Annotated in this window: 13 protein-coding genes; 6 read left to right on the top strand and 7 right to left on the bottom strand. The window is 73.7% G+C overall.

The genetic code is table 11. The features are described 5' to 3' along the window. Positions 1-50 precede the first annotated feature (50 nt). Positions 51-1,847, top strand: coding sequence for a glycoside hydrolase family 15 protein (locus GA0070606_RS10290; protein ID WP_091097159.1), 1,797 nt, complete (start codon positions 51-53; stop codon positions 1,845-1,847). 15 nt (positions 1,848-1,862) lie between these two features. Here the strand turns inward: GA0070606_RS10290 and GA0070606_RS10285 are convergent, their stop codons facing one another. Together GA0070606_RS10285 and GA0070606_RS10280 are read right to left on the bottom strand one after the other, a co-directional pair. After that, positions 1,863-3,056: a threonine synthase gene (locus GA0070606_RS10285; protein WP_091097157.1), complete on the bottom strand. Its 1,194-nt coding sequence runs from the start codon at positions 3,054-3,056 to the stop codon at positions 1,863-1,865. Between the two features lie 16 nt (positions 3,057-3,072). Then, entirely contained in the window at positions 3,073-4,134 is a 1,062-nt protein-coding gene (locus GA0070606_RS10280) for a DNA polymerase ligase N-terminal domain-containing protein (protein ID WP_091097155.1), read from the bottom strand. A gap of 232 nt (positions 4,135-4,366) precedes the next feature. On the opposite strand from GA0070606_RS10280, the gene GA0070606_RS10275 reads away from it, so the two are divergent. The 3 genes from GA0070606_RS10275 to GA0070606_RS10270 all read left to right on the top strand — a co-directional run bounded on the left by GA0070606_RS10275 (position 4,367) and on the right by GA0070606_RS10270 (position 6,509). Beyond that, on the top strand, positions 4,367-5,155 hold the full coding sequence (locus GA0070606_RS10275; RefSeq protein WP_091097153.1) for an aldo/keto reductase: 789 nt from the start codon (positions 4,367-4,369) through the stop codon (positions 5,153-5,155). A gap of 221 nt (positions 5,156-5,376) precedes the next feature. Beyond that, positions 5,377-5,544: a hypothetical protein gene (locus GA0070606_RS32450; protein ID WP_176737289.1), complete on the top strand. Its 168-nt coding sequence runs from the start codon at positions 5,377-5,379 to the stop codon at positions 5,542-5,544. Continuing rightward, positions 5,544-6,509 carry a golvesin C-terminal-like domain-containing protein gene (locus tag GA0070606_RS10270; protein WP_091097151.1) on the top strand — a complete coding sequence of 322 codons (966 nt, stop codon included), beginning with the start codon at positions 5,544-5,546 and terminating at the stop codon, positions 6,507-6,509. Before GA0070606_RS32450 ends, GA0070606_RS10270 begins: the two co-directional genes overlap by 1 nt. Positions 6,510-6,638: 129 nt before the next feature. Here the strand turns inward: GA0070606_RS10270 and GA0070606_RS10265 are convergent, their stop codons facing one another. Further along, the gene (locus GA0070606_RS10265; RefSeq protein WP_091097149.1) at positions 6,639-7,775 is read right to left on the bottom strand and encodes a glycoside hydrolase family 12 protein; all 1,137 of its coding nucleotides are present in this window, start codon (positions 7,773-7,775) and stop codon (positions 6,639-6,641) included. A 301-nt stretch (positions 7,776-8,076) separates the two neighbouring features. Between GA0070606_RS10265 and GA0070606_RS10260 the strand changes: the two genes are divergently transcribed. Together GA0070606_RS10260 and ctaD are read left to right on the top strand one after the other, a co-directional pair. Continuing rightward, positions 8,077-9,183, top strand: coding sequence for an FAD-dependent monooxygenase (locus GA0070606_RS10260; RefSeq protein WP_091097148.1), 1,107 nt, complete (start codon positions 8,077-8,079; stop codon positions 9,181-9,183). A gap of 155 nt (positions 9,184-9,338) precedes the next feature. Continuing rightward, positions 9,339-11,096, top strand: a complete 1,758-nt coding sequence (gene ctaD, locus GA0070606_RS10255) for an aa3-type cytochrome oxidase subunit I (protein WP_091097146.1) — start codon at positions 9,339-9,341, stop codon at positions 11,094-11,096. A 633-nt stretch (positions 11,097-11,729) separates the two neighbouring features. Here the strand turns inward: ctaD and GA0070606_RS10250 are convergent. From GA0070606_RS10250 to GA0070606_RS10235, 4 genes are all read right to left on the bottom strand, one after another. Continuing rightward, positions 11,730-12,944, bottom strand: coding sequence for an MFS transporter (locus GA0070606_RS10250; RefSeq protein WP_091097144.1), 1,215 nt, complete (start codon positions 12,942-12,944; stop codon positions 11,730-11,732). A gap of 65 nt (positions 12,945-13,009) precedes the next feature. Next, the gene (locus tag GA0070606_RS10245; protein ID WP_091097142.1) at positions 13,010-13,591 is read right to left on the bottom strand and encodes an isochorismatase family protein; all 582 of its coding nucleotides are present in this window, start codon (positions 13,589-13,591) and stop codon (positions 13,010-13,012) included. 13 nt (positions 13,592-13,604) lie between these two features. Continuing rightward, positions 13,605-14,891 carry a nicotinate phosphoribosyltransferase gene (locus tag GA0070606_RS10240; protein ID WP_091097140.1) on the bottom strand — a complete coding sequence of 429 codons (1,287 nt, stop codon included), beginning with the start codon at positions 14,889-14,891 and terminating at the stop codon, positions 13,605-13,607. A 16-nt stretch (positions 14,892-14,907) separates the two neighbouring features. After that, complete coding sequence (locus GA0070606_RS10235) at positions 14,908-17,583, bottom strand: helix-turn-helix transcriptional regulator (RefSeq protein ID WP_091097138.1); 2,676 nt, start codon at positions 17,581-17,583, stop codon at positions 14,908-14,910. Positions 17,584-17,800: the final 217 nt, after the last annotated feature.

Below are 17,800 nucleotides of genomic sequence, written 5' to 3'. Positions count from 1 at the left end.
CCCGGCCGGCTCGCCGGTCTGACGGGAGTGGAACGGGGTACCCGCAGCGGGTGGACCAGCCGGCGATCTCCGACTACGGATTCCTCTCCGACTGCCGCTCGGGTGCCCTGGTCGGCCGTGACGGCTCGATCGACTGGTGGTGCCCGGACCGGTTCGACGGTCCGTCCGTCTTCGGTCGGCTGCTGGACCCGATGGCCGGGCACTGGAGGCTGGCGCCCGTCGCCGCCGGGCTGCCCGGGCACCGGACGGAGCGGGCGTACGTCGCCGACACCCTGGTGCTGCGCACCGTGCACCACACCCCGGAGGGCAGCGTCGCGGTCACCGACGCGCTCGCCGCCGAGCTCGGCGCCCGGGGCCACGAGCTGGGGATGAACTCGCCGGCGGTGCTGCTGCGGGTCGTCGAGGGGCTCACCGGGCGGGTGCGGATGTCGCTGGACTTCTGCCCCCGCCCCGAGTTCGGCCTGCTCACGCCGTACCTGCACACGCAGGCCGACGGCGGGCTCCTCGCGGCGGCCGGCCCGGTGGTGCTGACCCTGCGCGGCGACGGGGTCCCGCTGCCCGTCGACCGGGACCGGGTCCGGCAGGACTTCGAGATCACGGCCGGGCAGATGGTCGGCTTCGACGCGGCGTACGGGCGGGAGTACGGAACGGCGCCGGTCCGGCTGGACCCGGTGGCCGCGCTCGCCGAGACGGTGCAGGCGTGGCAGGCGTACCGGGAGTCGCACCACTACGACGGCCGCTACCCCGACGAGGTCCGGCACAGCGCGACCGTGCTCACCGGCCTCACGTACGCCCGCAGCGGCGCGGTCGTCGCGGCCCTGACCACGTCGCTGCCGGAGCGGATCGGCGGCGACCGCAACTACGACTACCGCTACTCGTGGCTGCGCGACTTCGCGATGACCCTGCGCGCCCTCTGGGTGGCGGCCTGCCCGTCCGAGGCGTCGCGCCTGTTCGCCTGGGCGGCCCGCTCGATCGGCCGGGTCGGCCCCGAGCCCGTGCCGGTGCTCTTCGGCCTGGAGGGCGAGCGCGACGTCTCCGAGTACGAGTGCGCGCACCTGCGCGGCTACGCCGACAGCCTCCCGGTGCGGATCGGCAACGGCGCCTGGCGGCAGCGCCAGCTCGACGTGCCCGGCGAGGTGCTCTCGGCGGTCTCGCTGCTGCGCGACCACCTCGGCGAGACGCTCGACGGGGAACTGCGCGAGATGGTGCTCGGCCTGACCGAGCAGGTGGCCGCCACCTGGCACCTGCCCGACCGGGGCATCTGGGAGACCCGGGACGCCGATCGGCACTACCTGACGTCGAAGGTGTTCTGCTGCGTGGCGATGGACCGCGCGGTGGCGCTCGCGCCCCGGCTCGGGGACCGGGCCGACCCGCGGCGCTGGGCGGCGATCCGCGACGAGATCCGGGCCGCCGTGCTGCGGGAGGGCTGGAACGAGCGGGTCGGCGCGTACACGGGGGCGTTCGGCTCGCCCGAGCTGGACGCCTCGGCGCTGCTGCTGCCGCTGGTGCGTTTCCTGCCGGCGACGGACCCCCGGATGCGCGCCACCATCGAGGCGGTCGAGCGCGGGCTGGGCAGCGGCAACGGCCTCGTCCGGCGGTGGGACACGGATCCGGCCGGCTTCCTGCTCTGCTCGTTCTGGCTGGTGGAGTGCCTGGCGATGGCCGGCGAGCGGGGCCGCGCCGAGGCGCTCTTCGAGCGGGTGCTCGGGCACGCCAACGACGTCGGCCTGTTCAGCGAGCAGATCGACCCGCGCACCGGCGCGCAGCTCGGCAACACGCCGCAGGCGCTGTCGCACATCGGCCTGATCAACGCCGCCTGGCGGCTGACCGACCCCACCACGGACTGACCGGGTGTGGGCATCTCAGGCCGGCAGCACCGGCACGTCGGCGACGGCCACGGTCTCCGGGTACTTCACCCCGGCCCCGGTGTTGAGCACCACCACCCGCTCGCCGGCGCGGATCCAGCCGCCGGCTCGCAGATGCCTGGCGGCGGTCAGGCAGGCGGCCCCCTCCGGGCAGAGCAGCAGCCCCTCCCGGGCGGCGAAGTTCCGCAGGTCGGCCAGGATCTCGGCGTCGTCGACCGCGATGGCGGTGCCGGCGCTGGCGCGTAGCGCGTCGAGGATCAGCTCGTCGCCGAGCGGGGCCGGCACGGTGATGCCGAACGCGACGGTGTGCGCGTCGGCCCAGGGCCGGGCCCGCCGCTCGCCGGCGGCGAAGGCGCGCACGATCGGCGCGCACCCCGTCGACTGCACCGCGACCAGGCGGGGCAGCCTGTCGGAGATCCAGCCCAGCTCGCGAAGCTCGTGCAGCGCCTTCTGGATGCCGATCAGGCCGACCCCGCCGCCGGTGGGATAGATGATCACGTCCGGCACCTGCCAGCCGAGCTGCTCGACGATCTCGTACCCCATCGTCTTCTTGCCCTCGAGCCGGTACGGCTCGCGCAGCGTGCCGGCGTCGAAGACCGCGCCGCCGGACTCGGCGACCAGCTCGGCGACGTGCCGCCCCGCGTCGCTGATCAGCCCGTCGACCAGGCGCAGGTCGGCCCCGGCGGCCACGCACTCGCGCCGACAGATGGTGGGGGCGTCCAGCGGCATGACGATGGTCGCGCCCAGCCCGGCCCGCGCGGCGTAGGTGGCCCAGGCGGCGCCGGCGTTGCCGTTGGTCGGCATGGCGATGCGCTCCACGCCCAGCTCACGGGCCCGGCTGACGCCGACGGCCGCGCCGCGCGCCTTGAAGGAGCCGGTCGGGGTCAACCCCTCGTCCTTGACCATCAGGTCCGCGATGCCGATCTCCGCGCCGTAGTTCGGGGTGCGCAGCAGCGGCGTCCAGCCCTCGCCGAGCGTGGTCTCGTGCCGCGGGTCGGCCACCGGCAGCAGTTCCCGGTAGCGCCACAGGTCGGCCGGGCGCAGCGGGAACCGTTCCGGGGTGAGCACCTTCGCCACCGCTGCCAGGTCGTAGCGCGCCAGCAGCGGCGAGCCGCAGTCGCAGAGGTTGGTCAGCGTGCCAGCGTCGTGCTCCCGCCCGCAGCGCGGGCACTCGAGGTGGGTCAGGTACACGCTGCTCCTCGTCGTCTCAGCTCGTGTCTCGGCCCGCGTCGATGCTCAGCCAGCGTCGGCTGCGCCCGCCGGGTTCGTAGGCCGAGTCCAGCCGCTTCGCCACCACCCCGGGCAACCCCTGCTCCCGCCCGGCCCGCAGGGCCTCCGGGCCGGCGCCGGGGAACCAGGGCGGAGTCTGCCAGTGCGGGCCGGCGAGCGCCAGACCGTCGAGCAGCTCCCGGCGCTGCGCGTAGGGCAGGTCCGTGCTGGTCACGCCCTCCAGCCAGAGCAGGTCGAAGATCAGGAACTGCGCGTCCGGGGTACGGCGGCCGCCGCGGGCCGGGCGCACCCGGCCGGCGGTGTCGATGCGGACCAGGACGCCGTCCAGCACGGCCTCCGTCGGCGCCAGCTCCTCGGCCATCTCGCGCAGCCCGGGGTACGTCCCGGAGATGTCCTCGTCGTCCTCCGAGAGCAGCCGCAGCCGTCCCCCCGAGACGTACGCGACCGCGCGCACCCCGTCCCAGCGCAGCTCGTAGCCCCACTCGGCCTGGTCCCTCGGCAGCTTCGCCGCACGGGTGGGACGCATCGGGCGGACCAGCTCGGGCATGCTGGTCCAGCCCTCCGGCGGCGGGTCGGTGCGCCGGACCATCCAGTCCCGGCCGCCCTTCCCGCCGGTGGCGAAGAGGACGTACCGCCCGGCGGTGCGCTCCCCGTCGAGGACGACGATCACCTCGTCGTCGCGCCACTTCTCCAGCCGGTAGGTGCCCCGGTCGTGGATGATCATCCGCCCGCCGCCGTACTCGCCGGCCGGGATCTCGCCGTGGAAGTCCAGGTATTCCATCGGATGGTCCTCGGTGTGCACGGCGAGGTGGTTGCGCCCGGTGTCGCGGGGCAGCCCGCGCGGCACCGCCCAGGAGGCGAGCACGCCCTCGTGCTCCAGCCGCAGGTCCCAGTGCAGGCTCCGGGCGTGGTGCTGCTGGATGACGAAGCGCGCCGTGCCGTCGGCGGGCCTCTTCCGCCGCGGGGGGCGCTTCGGCACCGGCTCCGGGGTGCGTGCCGCGTCCCGTTTGCGCCGGTACTCCTCCAGCCGGTCAGCCACCCCCGTATTGTCCGGCACACCGCGCCCGCCCGCCGGCCGCCGGCGCTCCCCGGCTCATCGGGCCGCCTGCCCGCCGCCCTGCCTGCCCGCCGCCCTGCCTGCCCGCCGCCCCGGTTGCCCGCCGCCCCGCCTGCACCCTGCCCGCCGGTCCGCCCGGCGGCCGGCGCTCGGGCCGGCGGCTGTTCCGCATCGGCGGAGCATGTCGGGGGCCAGCACGGGTAGACCCGTCGGCATGGACCACGAGGAGCAGCCCACGGTCACGCTCCCCGGCGAGGTGCGGATGCCCCTGCTCGGCTTCGGCACGTGGCAGGCCACCGGCCAGGCCGGGTACGACGCCGTGCTCGCCGCGCTCGACGCGGGCTACCGACACGTCGACACCGCCACGATGTACGGCAACGAGGAGGAGGTCGGCCGGGCGGTCCAGGAGAGCGGGCTGCGCCGCGAGGACGTCTTCCTCACCACCAAGCTCCCGCCGGACCGGGTCGGCCGGGAGCGGGAGACCATCGAGGCGAGCCTGACCGCGCTCGGCACCGACCACGTCGACCTGTGGCTGGTCCACTGGCCGCCGTCGAGCCCCGCCGACGGGATCCCGGTGTGGCGGGAGATGCTCGCTGCCCGCGACGAGGGGCTGGCGCGGGCGGTGGGGGTGAGCAACTACAGCACCGCCCAGATCGACGAGCTGATCCAGGCGACGGAGGAGAACCCGGCGGTCAACCAGATCCGGTGGAGCCCGTCGCTGTACGACCGGCAGCGGCACCGGGAACACCGGGACCGGGGCGTGGTGCTGGAGGGTTACAGCCCTTTCAAGACCAGTGACCTCGCCGATCCGGTGCTGACCCGCATCGCCGCCGCGCACGACGTCTCCCCGGCGCAGGTCGTGCTCCGCTGGCACATCGACCACGAGATCGTGGTCATCCCCAAGTCGGTGACGCCGGACCGGATCCGCGCCAACGCCGACATCTTCCACTTTTCGTTGACCGCCGAGGAGATGCGCGACGTCGACGCCCTCGGCAACCCCTGAGCCACCCCTGCCCGACCCCGGCGACCACCACCGCGATCCGGCCGGTGGCCCGCCCCCGTGCCCGCTGTTCCGCCGGGCACGAGCGGACCGGGATTGCCAAATTCCTTCAGTCTGAATAGGGGCCTTGAAGGGTATCGACATAGACGCTCGTGACGATATAGCGTGCGCGTCACTGATCCAACGATCAGTCGGACCCCTCCGCCCCTCGCTGAAGGAGCCCCATGAACGCGCCACGACCCGCGCGCCTGCGCCGCCGCAGGCTGCTGGGCATGTCAGCCCTCATGGCCACGGCCGTCGCCGTCGCCGCGAAGCCCGCCGCCGCCAGCGCCGCGCCGCTCGCCGCGCCCGAGCCCGAGTGCCTCGCCGACCTGCTCGGAGGGAACGCCTGATGGCCACGATTCCCTGGCTGGTGGACGTGCTGCGGGGGGCGGGCGTCCAGGTCGTCGTCGAGGGCGACTGGCTCAACCGGATGCGCCCGGGCGACTTCAACCCGATCGGCGTGCTCTGGCACCACACCGCCGCCACCTCCAGCGCCACCAACCCGCACCCGGCGCTGAACGTCTGCATCAACGGCCGTTCCGACCTGCCCGGCCCGCTCTGCCAGGCCCTGGTCGACTACCACGGCGTCTTCCACGTCATCTCCGCCGGCCGCTGCAACCACGCCGGCAGCGCCCGCGCCAGCGGGCCGATCCCGGCCGGCGACGGCAACACCATGCTGATCGGCTGGGAGATCGACTACAACGGTGTCAACCAGGAGATGACGACGGCGCAGTACAACGCGTCGGTGGCCGCCACCGCCGCCGTGCTCAAGCGGCTGGGCAGGGACGCCAGCTACGCGCGCGGGCACCGGGAGACGAGCACCACCGGCAAGATCGACCCGTCCTTCATCGACCTGAACAAGATGCGCTCCGACGTCGCCGCCAAGATGGCGGGCGGCACCCCCGCCTGGACCTCCACCGTGGACAACTCCACCGCCGGCCGGTTCACCGCCAGCGCCAACTGGGGCACCTCGACGTACTCGACGCAGCGCTACGGCGCCGACTACCGCTTCGCGGATCCGGTCGCCGCCAGCGACGCCGCCTGGTACAAGTTCAACGTCCCGGCCACCGCGAGCTACCGGGTCGAGGCGTGGTGGCCGGCGAACGCCGGCTACAACGCGGCCACGCCCTACATCGTGTCCACCACGACGGGCAACCGGACGATCATCGTCGACCAGCGGGCGACCGGCGGGCAGTGGCGCACGCTCGGCACCTTCACGCTGCCGGCGGGCGACGCCAACCGGGTCGCCGTCAGCCGCTGGAGCTCCGCCGCCGGCCTGGTCATCGCCGACGCCGTCCGCCTCACCCGGGTCTGACCGCCGGTCCGATCCGTGCGACGTCCGCCAGGCCTCGGGGTGGCCTGGCGGACGTCGCGCGTCTGCGGCCCGTCGCACGTGCGGCGCGCGCCGCTGCCGCCGGTGGGCGGCCCGCCGCGCCCACGTCGGTCAGGAGCGCGAGCAGGCGACCCCGTTGAGGGTGAAGCTCGTCGGGGAGGCGTACGCGCCGTTCAGCGTCCCCTGGTAGCCGAAGCTGGCCGTGCCGCCCGGGGCGAGGGAGCCGTTCCAGCTGATGTTCCGCGCGGTCACCGCCGAGCCGCTCTGGCTCACCGTGGCATTCCACGCGCTGGTGATCTGCTGCCCGGCGGGCAGGGTGTAGTTCAGCGTCCAGCCGTTGATCGTGCTCGTCCCGGTGTTGGTGATCTGCACGTCGGCGGTGAAGCCGTTGTTCCACGAGTTCGGCGTGTACTTCACGGCGCACCCGTTGCCACCCGGCGGCGGCGTGGTGGGCGGGGGAGTGGTCGGCGGCGGGGTGGTCGGGTTGCCCCCGCCGTTGACCGCGGCGCCGAACGAGGTGACCGCGAGGCCGGCGCCGCCCTGCCACGGCTCGAAGCCGGCCTGGATGCTGGTCAGGTACCAGGAGTTGGTGATCGCGCCCCGGTTTCGGGTGTCGTTGATGAACGCCAGCAGGTTGAGGTTGGCGCTGCTGATCGCGGACGGCGCCAGGTACGAGATGACGTTGTTGGAGCCGTTGCTGCCGCGCCAGACCTCCCAGCTTCGGCCGTCGATGGTGGCGGTGCCGACCGGGGAGCCGATGGGCTGGATCGGGCCCTGCCGGTTGAGCCAGATCATGATCTCCATCTGGTTCACCCCGTCCCGCTTCGGCGAGGGGTCCAGCCAGATGTCGTACGAGGCGTTGTAGACGGCGTTGCTGACGTACCGGTAGGAGATGCTGCTGGTGGCGCTGCTGATCTGGCTCACCTGGATCGGCAGGTTGGTGCCGGGGGAGCAGTTGGTGTAGTGGCAGCCGACGAAGATCGACGGGTACGCCGTCGGCGCGCCGTTGGTCGGGTTGCTGCCGTTCTGGGTGGTGATCTCGAAGCCGCTGTCGGTGACGTTGATGCACTGCTGGGCGGTGGTGCCCCAGCGGTTGTTCTGCACGACGTAGCGGCCCTGGATGGTGGTGGAGCCGTACTGCTCGCAGATCTGGGTGTCGGCGCTGGCGGTGCCGCCGAGGGCCACGGCGACGATCGAGCCGGCGGCCAGCACGGCGGCCGCCGCGAGGGCTCGGAGTGGACGTTTCATGACGCTCCTTGCTTCGGCGTGGAGACGCCGGACGGGTCGGACGGATCGGTTTCGGGAGCGCTCCCACACTCAGCGACACATTTACACCTCTGAAACCCTTGCGCAACGGGCCCGGGGTAATAGAGAGGAAAGTGAGGTTTGTCACGCACAAGCCCCGCGGTGGGCAGGTGGTGGCCGAGCGCCGCCTGCGCCGCGCCGAGGAATGTTTCAGATGGGACGATTGACTCTGGTGTGCGCTGATTGCGCCGAGTAGTGTCTTGCCTCCAACGCGTGCCGAACCCCTCCGGAGGCGTACACCACCATGGGTGGCTCCCCCCTGCGCATCCTCGTCGTCGGCGCGGGCATCGCCGGTCTGGCCGTGGCCCGGGCGCTGCGGATGGTGGGCTTCCGGCCCGACGTCACCGAGAAGCTCCCCCCGGGCGAGAACGCCGAGACAGGGCTCTACCTGCCCGGCAACGCCGCCCGGGCGCTGCGCCGGCTGGACCTCGACGGGCCGGTCCGACCGCTCGGGCAGGTCATCCACCGCCAGCGGTTCCTCGACGCCGCCGGGGCGCCGCTGTGCGAGGTCGACCTGGACGCGCTCTGGGCCGGCGTCGGCGAGTGCCGGGCCCTGCCCCGGGCGGAACTGCACCGGGTGCTGCTCACCGGCGCGGGCGGCGCCGTCCGGCACGGCGCGGAGGTGCGCACCATCGACCTGTTGCCGCAGGCCGTCGGCGTCACCTTCGTCGACGGCACCGCCACCGAGTACGACCTGGTGGTCGGCGCCGACGGGCCACGCTCCTCCATCCGCGCCCTCGCCGCGCTCGGCGGCCCGCCCAGCGCCGCCGGTCAGGTCGTCTACCGCGCCGTCGTGCGCGGCGGCCCCCGGCTCGCGGAGTGGACCGCCCTGCTCGGCCAGCGCGCCGGCTTCCTCCTCGTGCCGCTCGGCGCCGGACGGTTGCACTGCTACGCCGACGAGGCCGGCACGACCCCGCCGACCGACCCGGTGGCCCGGCTGCGCGAACTCTTCGGCGACTACGGCGGGCCGGTGCCCGAGGTGCTGGAGGCACTGGAGCGGGTGCACGTCGGCGTCACCGAGGAGGTGGAGCTCGGACGCTGGTTCCGGGGACGGGTGCTGCTCGTCGGCGACGCCGCGCACGCCACCGCCCCGACCCTGTCCCAGGGCGCGGCGATGGCACTGGAGGACGCCGTCGTGCTCGCCGAGTCGCTCCGGGCGGCCGGCAGCGTCGAGGCCGCGCTGACGGCGTACGAGAGTCGTCGTCGCCCGCGTACGCGATGGGTGCGGGACCGGACCCGGGACCGCAACCGGACCCGGGACGTGCCGCCGGCGCTGCGCGACCCTCTGCTGCGCGGGCGCGGCGGCCGCATCTTCGGCGAGCACTACCGGCTGCTGCTCGGCCCGCTGTAGGAACGGGTCCGGGCCGGCCACCGGGCAGGGTGGCAGAGGTTACCCGACCACCCCACGCGGCGCAGCCACCTGCCGGGGACTATCCTCCTTGCGGATGACGGCCCGCAGATAACCAGCGCGTGCCGAGCGGGACAACCCAGAACCGGAGGCCACTCGTGACCACCGTCGCACCCAAGCCGGTCGTGACCCGGCCCTGGCCGGTCCGAGCGCCGGTCAAGGGGTCGGCCATCGCGCGGCTGCTGCGGACCACGGACGCGAAGCAGATCGGGATCATGTACATGGTCACCGCGTTCGTGTTCTTCATGATCGGCGGCCTGATGGCCCTGATCATGCGGGCCGAGCTGGCCCGACCCGGGCTGCAGTTCCTGTCGCCCGAGCAGTACAACCAGCTCTTCACCATGCACGGCACGATCATGCTGCTGTTCTTCGCGACGCCGATCGTGTTCGCCTTCGCGAACTACGTGGTGCCGCTGCAGATCGGCGCGCCCGACGTGTCGTTCCCCCGGCTGAACAGCTTCGCCTACTGGCTGTTCCTCTTCGGCGGCTCGATGACGATGGTCGGCTTCCTCACCCCGGGCGGCGCCGCCGACTTCGGCTGGACCGCCTACGCGCCGCTGAGCAGCGTCGAGCACTCCCCGGGCGTCGGCGCCAACCTGTGGGTGATCGGCCTGGTCATCTCCGGCCTGGGCTCGATCCTCGGCGCGGTCAACCTGATCACCACGATCCTGACCCTGCGCGCGCCGGGCATGACCATGTTCCGGATGCCGATCTTCACCTGGAACATGCTGGTCACCAGCCTCCTGGTGATCCTGGTCTTCCCGCTGCTCGCCGCCGCGCTCCTGGCGCTGGCCGCGGACCGCATCCTCGGCGCCCACGTGTACGACCCGGCGACCGGCGGGCCGATGCTCTACCAGCACCTCTTCTGGTTCTTCGGCCACCCCGAGGTGTACATCATCGCGCTGCCGTTCTTCGGCATCGTCAGCGAGGTCATCCCGGTCTTCTCCCGCAAGCCGATCTTCGGCTACAAGGGTCTGGTCGCCGCCACCATCGCCATCGCGGGTCTGTCGATGAGCGTCTGGGCGCACCACATGTTCGCCACCGGCCAGGTGCTGCTGCCCTTCTTCAGCTTCCTGAGCTACCTGATCGCCGTGCCGACCGGTATGAAGTTCTTCAACTGGATCGGCACCATGTGGCGGGGCCAGGTCAGCTTCGAGACGCCGATGCTCTTCTCGCTCGGCTTCCTGGTCACCTTCCTCTTCGGTGGTCTCACCGGTGTGCTGCTCGCCAGCCCGCCGCTCGACTTCCACCTGCACGACTCGTACTTCGTGGTGGCGCACTTCCACTACGTGCTCTTCGGCACGATCGTGTTCGCCGTCTTCGCCGGCATCTACTTCTGGTTCCCGAAGATGTTCGGCCGCATGCTCGACGAGCGGCTGGGCAAGGTGCACTTCTGGCTGACCATGATCGGCTTCCACACCACGTTCCTGGTGCAGCACTGGCTGGGCAACGAGGGCATGCCGCGTCGGTACGCCGACTACCTGCCCACCGACGGCTTCACCACGCTGAACATGATCTCCACGATCGGCGCGTTCATCACCGGTATCTCGACGCTGCCGTTCATCTGGAACTGCTGGAAGTCGTACAAGGCCGGGCCGGTCGTCGAGGTCGACGACCCCTGGGGCCACGGCAACTCGCTGGAGTGGGCGACCAGCTCGCCGCCCCCGCTGCGGAACTTCGACCGGATGCCGCGGATCCGCTCCGAGCGGCCGGCGTTCGACCACAAGTTCCCGGAGCTGGCCGCCGGCCAGTCCCTGGCCGGCCCGCCGGAGGGCGGCGCCAAGCCGCTGACCAGCGAGTCCGACGGTGGCGCGAGCTACCGGGAGGACACCGCCTCCGACATCGACCGCCACTGACACCAGCACCACGTACGACGGGCGCCACCCCCACCGGGGGTCGGCGCCCGTCGCCGTTCCCGCCTCCTGCTCCCACCCCGCCCGGTTCTCGCCGCTCCCGCGCTCTCTGCGCTCTCCTCGGTCCGGCCAGCAACTTCGGGGAAACTGCCGCATCAGCGGACGCCGAGGCAGCAACTTCCCCGATGTCGTCGTGACATTGCCCCGGGGCGGACAGAGGGGCATCGGACGGTTCCGTCGGAGTGAGAACCCCGAGGGCGGCGGCTCGGGTCAGATCGGGGCGGTTCGCACGGGGTCAGCGGGGGCCCGGCCGGGGTGAGCCGTCGCGGACTACTCCGATAGCCAGCGCGCCTGGCACGGCCCGGCTCGGTCGCGCGGCCGACTCGGCTCGGCCTCACCTGGCTTGGCCTGGTCCGCCAGGCTTGACCCGGCTCGGCTCGGCTCGGCCCGGCTCGGCCCGGCCCGGCCCGGCCCGGCCCGGCCCGGCTCGGCCCGGCTCGGCCCGGCTCGGCCCGGCTCGGCCCGGCCCGGCCCGGCCCGGCTCGGCCCGGCTCGGCCCGGCTCGGCTTGGATGGCGCCGCATCGAGCGGGCGGAGCGCGTGGGCCGGCGCGTGAGCTGGTCGGTTCGGGGTGGGCTCAGCTGACGGCGGGGGCCAGGTCCGGTTCGGGCGGGACCGGGGCGGCGGTGCGGCGGCGGCGCAGCTCGATCGGGAGCACGGCCAGCGCCACCAGCGCGCCGATCCCGCCGGTGACCGCGAAGCCCCAGGCCGGGGCGGAGGCGTCGATCACCGCGCCGGCGAGCGGGGCGCCGACCGCGATCCCGACGGTCACCGCCGAGCCGTGCAGGCCCATCGCCTCGCCGCGTACGGAGGCGGGGGCGAGCCGGCTCACCGCGTCGGCGGTGGCCGCGAGGGTCGGCGCGCAGAGCGCCCCCGCGGGGATCAGCGCCAGGCAGAGCAGCCACCAGTGTGCGCCGCCCAGCCCGACCGGGATGGTGCAGAGGCTGAGCGCGCCCATCAGGGCCAGCGGCGAGAACGAGCGGCTGACGGCCCCGTACGCGAAGCCGCCGACCAGCGAGGCGACCGCCCAGACGGCGAGGACGGCGCCCGTCCACCCGACGTCGCCGCTCTCCCGGAGCACGGCGACCACGGCCACGTCGGTGCCGCCGAGCACCAGCGTGCCGGCGGTGCTGATCGCCAGCACGGCGAGCAGCCGTGGGGTGAGCCACGCCCGGCGCGGCACCTTCGGCTGGGGCCCGACGGGCTCGCCGCCGCCCCGGGTGGGCGGGTTGAGCACCCAGAACGCGATGCCGGCGGCGACGATCCCCGCGCCGACCAGGTAGAGGGTCGTGCGGGCGGAGATGGCGGTGACCGCCGCCACGGCCAGCGCGGGGCCGACCATGAACGACAGCTCCACCGACATCGAGTCCAGGGCGTACGCGGGGCGGCGCCGCTCCGGCGGCACCAACGCGGCGACCGACTGCCGGACCACCGAGAAGATCGGCAGGGCCAGCGAACCGGCGAGGAACGCGGCCGGCAGCAGCAGCGGATAGGGCAGCATCGGCGCGGTGGACCAGAAGACCGCCTCGACGATCCCGGTGAGCACGAGCACCGGTCGCAGCCCGTGCCGGTCGATCAGGCGGCCGAGCAGCGGGCCGCCGATCGCGGCGCCGACGGTGATGGCCGCGCCGACGAGCCCGGCCGCCCCGTAGCCGCGCCCGAGGTCGAGCACGACGTAGAACGTCAGGGTCACCCCGGTCGCGGTGAGCGGGATGCGGGCGAGCACCGACACCAGCAGCAGCGAGCGGAGACCGGGCAGGGCGAGCGCCTCCCGGTAAGGCTTCAGGTTCATGTCGGTGCGTACCTCCGCCGGACATCCTCGGCCCGGGGTACGACACCCGCCAACGATTTACCGCCTCATGCGGCCCTGATCACAGGCTCCCCGCGCAGCGTGACCCCGGCGCCCTCCATCGCCCGCAGCGCCACGTCGGTGGTGCCGGGCGCGACGCCGGCGGTCAGGTCCAGCAGCACGGTGGTGGCGAAGCCCTCCCGGGCGGCGTCGAGGGCGGTGGCCCGTACGCAGTGGTCGGTGGCGATGCCGACCAGTTCGACCGTGTCCACCCCGTGCCGGCGGAGCCAGTCGGCCAGGCACTCGCCGTCGTCGGCGTGCCCCTCGAAGCCCGAGTACGCCGCCGCGTGCTCGCCCTTGTGGAAGATCGCCTCGATCCGGTCGGTCGCCAGGTCGGGGTGGAACTCGGAGCCCGGGGTGCCCACCACGCAGTGCCGCGGCCAGGAGTCCACGAAGTCCGGCGGGTCGCCGAAGTGCGCCCCCGGGTCCACGTGGTAGTCCTTCGTCGCCACCACGTGGTCCCAGCGGCCCGGCTCGGCCGCGAGCAGCCGGGTGACGCCGGCCGCCACGCCGGCCCCGCCACCGACGGCCAGCGACCCGCCCTCGCAGAAGTCGTTCTGGACGTCCACGATGATCAGCGCGTTACCCACCGGAGTGCTCCTTTCAGTCGGCCGGTACGACCGTGACCGGGATGGCCGGGTCGCCGGCGGAGAGCTTCAGCCCCTCCCAGGGGATGGAGATCAGGCACTGCCGCAGGTGCTCCCGCGACTCGTCGAGGGTGGGCCCGTCGACCGGCTCGCCGCCGACCAGGAAGGGCCGCTGCAACAGGCGGTCGTTGGGCTGCCGGTCCGGCACCCCCTGCGGCACGATGATCTCCTCGGTGGCGGTGCCGGTCGGCTTGTGCCGGCGTACGGCCACCTTCCGGCCGCCGATGGTGGCCTTGTGCTCGGAGCGCTTGACCACCGCGCGCCCGTCGACCTCGACCAGCTTGTAGACCAGCCCGGCGGTGGGGGCGCCGGAGCCGGTGACCACGGCGGTGCCGGCGCCGTACATGTCGACGGGCTCGGCGGCGAGGGCGGCGATGGCGTACTCGTCGAGGTCGCCGGAGACGATGATCTTCGTCTCGGTGGCGCCGAGCGAGTCGAGCAGCTCGCGGGACTGCTGGGCGATCACGGCGAGGTCGCCGGAGTCGATCCGTACCGCCCGCAGGTCGGGCCCGGCCACGGCGATGGCGTTGCGGATGCCCTGGCTGATGTCGTACGTGTCGACGAGCAGCGTGGTCTCCTTGCCCAGCGTGGCGACCTGCGAGGCGAACGCGGCCCGCTCGTCGTCGTGCAGCAGGGTGAACGCGTGCGCGGCGGTGCCGGCGGTCGGGATGCCGTACCGCTGCCCGGCGGCGAGGTTGGAGGTGAACCGGAACCCGGCCAGGTACGCGGCCCGCGCCGCGGCCACCGCCGCCTCCTCGTGCGCCCGCCGGGAGCCCATCTCGATGAGGGTCCGCCCGCGGGCCGCGGTGACCATCCGCGCGGCGGCGGCCGCGACGGCGCTGTCGTAGTTGAGCACCGAGAGCACCAGCGTCTCCAGCACCACGCACTCGGCGAAGCCGCCGGAGACGGTGAGGATCGGCGAGCCGGGGAAGAACAGCTCACCCTCGGCGTAGCCGTCGACGTCGCCGGTGAAGCGGTAGTCGCGCAGCCAGGCGGCGGCCTGCTCGTCGACGACGCCGGTGCGGCGCAGGAAGTCGATCTCGTCGGCGTCGAACCGGAAGTCGCGGATCATCTCGATCAGCCGGCCGGTGCCGGCGACCACCCCGTAGCGCCGGCCGGCGGGCAGCCGCCGGTTGAACACCTCGAAGACGCAGCGGCGGTCGGCGGTACCGTCCCGCAGGGCGGCGCTGACCATGGTCAGCTCGTAGTGGTCGGTCAGCAGCGCGGGGCGAAGGGTGCTCACCGCCCCAGCCTAGAGTTCAGCCCGACTCGCCGCCCTCGTGGCCCGGGATCGCCCGCAGTGCGGACCGCAGCTCGGCCCGGCCGGCCACGCCGAGCTTGCTGTAGATCCGCTGGAGGTGGTTCTCCACGGTGCGGGCGGAGAGGTAGAGCCGCTCGGCGATGACCCGGCTGGTCACGCCGTCCGCCGCCAGCCGGGCCACCTGCCACTCGCGCTCGGTCAGCGTGGGCGCCCCGGCCTGCAACGCCGGCGTGCGGAGCAGGTCGCAGCGGCCGAGCAGGGCGGCGAGGCGTTCCCGGGCCGCGGCCGCCGACGGCGACCGCCGCCGGCGCAGCCGGTCCAGGGCGGCGGCGGTCGCCTCCGCCGCGTACACGGTCAGGTCCAGCGCCTCGAAGCCGTCGGCCACCGCCAGCAACTCGTCGGCGGCGTCGCCCGCGGTGGCCCGGGCGTGCCGGGCCAGCAGCGGCGGCAGGTCACCGTCGACCCGCTCGGAGAGCTCGGCCAGCCGCTGCGCGACGGTGCGCCGGCTGCCGTCGGAGCAGGTCGGACCGATCGGGGCGGTCGCCCGGTCCAGCCGGACCAGGTCGTGCAGCACGTGCACCTCGTGACCGGCGAAGCCGTCCGCGCGGAGCCGGTCGGCGAGCGCGCTGAGGTGCTTGGCGGCGCCGGGCACGTCGCCGCCGGCGGCGAGCACCGCGCCCCGGGCCTGCTCCAGCCACGGGTAGAGCACGGCCATGCCGGGGGCGTGGGTGCGGTCGGCCTCCGCCATCGCCTCGGCCGCCTGCGCGGCGTCCCCGCGCAGGGCCGCCGCCTGGGCCCGCTCGGCCTGGGCCAGCCCCGCGTAGACCCGGCTGGTGGCGAGGACCGCGCACGCCTCGAGGCTGGTCCGCAGCGCCGTGTCGCTCTGGCCGCGCAGGCGGGCCGCGTACGCCTGGAGGATGGCCAGGTAGCCGGTGCCGAGCCGGAAGTCCCCGGCGCCGGCCAGGTCGGCGAACTCGTCGGCCACGATGGCGTCGATGCCGGCGAGGTCGCCGGCGAGCGCCAGCCGGGTGCCCCGGGCGAGTTCCAGGGCCAGTTGCAGGTAGGGCATGTCGGCCCGCCAGCGGGCCACCTCGGCCTGCACCTGGTTGATCGCGGTGGCGCTGCGGTGCAGCTGCCCCTGCGCCGCCTGGAGGTAGGCGATGGTGCTGCGCGCCAGCTCCCGGGCGGAGACGCTGGCCGCCGGCCGGTCCAGCACCGTCTGCCCGAGCCGCAGCGCGAGCCCGGTGTCCAGCCGGTGCAGCCGCATGATGCCCTCGAAGGCCAGCACCCGCGCCTGGTCGGTGGAGTCCTCCAGGGTCGCCCTGCGGGCCGCGATCTCCTCCACGGTGGACTCGCGGCTCAGGCCCCAGTAGCTGACCATGCCCCGCACCGTCAGCCAGCGGCTCAGCCGCCGGTCGCCCCGGATGTCGGCGGAGACGGCGTCGAGGACCTCGATCGCCTCGTCGGGCCGGTCGGCGAACATCAGGATGGTGGCCAGCAGCTCCGCGGCGTCGAAGCCGCCGCCGGCGTCCAGCGCCGCGCGGGCCAGCCGGGTCGCCAGCGGCACGTCGTAGCGGGCGAACGCCTGCCCGGCCGCGTCCAGCAGCAGGGCCGGGTTCTGCGCGGTGCCGGAGTCGAGCCGCCACACGGCCACCCGGAGCAGGTCGTCGCGGCGCCGCTTGCCGACCTGCTCCAGCAGCTCGGCGAGGCGCGCCTGCAGGCGGCGGGTCCGGCTGACCGGGCAGCGGCGGCGCATCACCTCGCCGTAGAGCGGGTGCGCCAGCCGCACGTTCGCCCGCCGGTCGTCGTGGACCACGACGATCAGGCCACGCTCCTCGGCGTGTTCCACGTCGGCCGGGTCGACGGCCTGGTTGAGCAGGTGCAGGCCGAGCGGCTCGCCGAAGGCGACCAGCTCCACCACGGCCCGGACGCCCGGGGTGAGCTGCCCGATCCGCGTGTCGATCAGGTCGGTCAGGTTGGGTGCCAGCTCCAGCCGGCCCGTCCACTTCCAGATCCCGTACGTGCGGGTCAGTTCCCCTCGGTCGGCGGCAAAGACCAGCTCGCGCAGCAGCAGCGGGTTGCCCGCGGAGAGCCGGCCCAGCCGGTCGGCGGAGGTGGCGTCGACCGGGCCGTCGAGCATCTCGGAGAGCAGCCGGGTGGTCTCGGCCGGTGGCAGCGGATTGAGCTCGACGTGGTCGACGAGGTCGTCGGTCCACAGGGCCCGGATCGGCAGCGGGATCTGCTCGCCGTCGCGCAGCGTGCCGATCACCGTGGCGTTCTCGGCGCGGGCGACCAGGTGCACCAGCGCGGCCGACGGCGGGTCGAGCAGGTGCGCGTCGTCGATCGCCAGCACGATCCGGCGGCCGGCGGCCTGTTGTTGCAGCACGTCCACCGCCCAGCGCAGGATGCCGGCGGGGGACAGGCCGTGCGGCTGCTCGGCCGGGAGCACCTGGACCAGCCCGCCGAACGGCAGCGCGGCCGTGGTGGCGCTGGCCGCGATCCACCAGACCGCGTGGCTGTCGCGGGGCAGCGCCGCCACGCCCTCGCGCAGCAGCCGGCTCTTGCCGATGCCCGCGCTCCCGCTGAAGAAGAGGCCCCGTCCCTCCGCGCCGGTCACCGCCGACAACAGACGGTTGAGCTCATCCGCCCGGCCGACGAAACTCCACCGACTCATCGAGGCAGCATATCCATCGAAACCCGTCCGCGCTCGTACCGTCACACAGCGAAGTTGAGTAACCTCGCGATTACTGCTGAGTATCCGAAGTGTTCGGGTGGGGGCCCTGATCGCCCGTACTCTTCCGGCATCCGGGTGTCGTCACCGGATATTTCCACGCGGCCGCTGCCGGCCGCCCTGCCACGGGAGGCCGCTCGCGAATGATGCCGGGTCCTCT

Source organism: Micromonospora citrea, assembly GCF_900090315.1.
GTDB classification, from domain to species: domain Bacteria; phylum Actinomycetota; class Actinomycetes; order Mycobacteriales; family Micromonosporaceae; genus Micromonospora; species Micromonospora citrea.
This window is presented reverse-complemented; position numbering and strand designations above follow the sequence as displayed.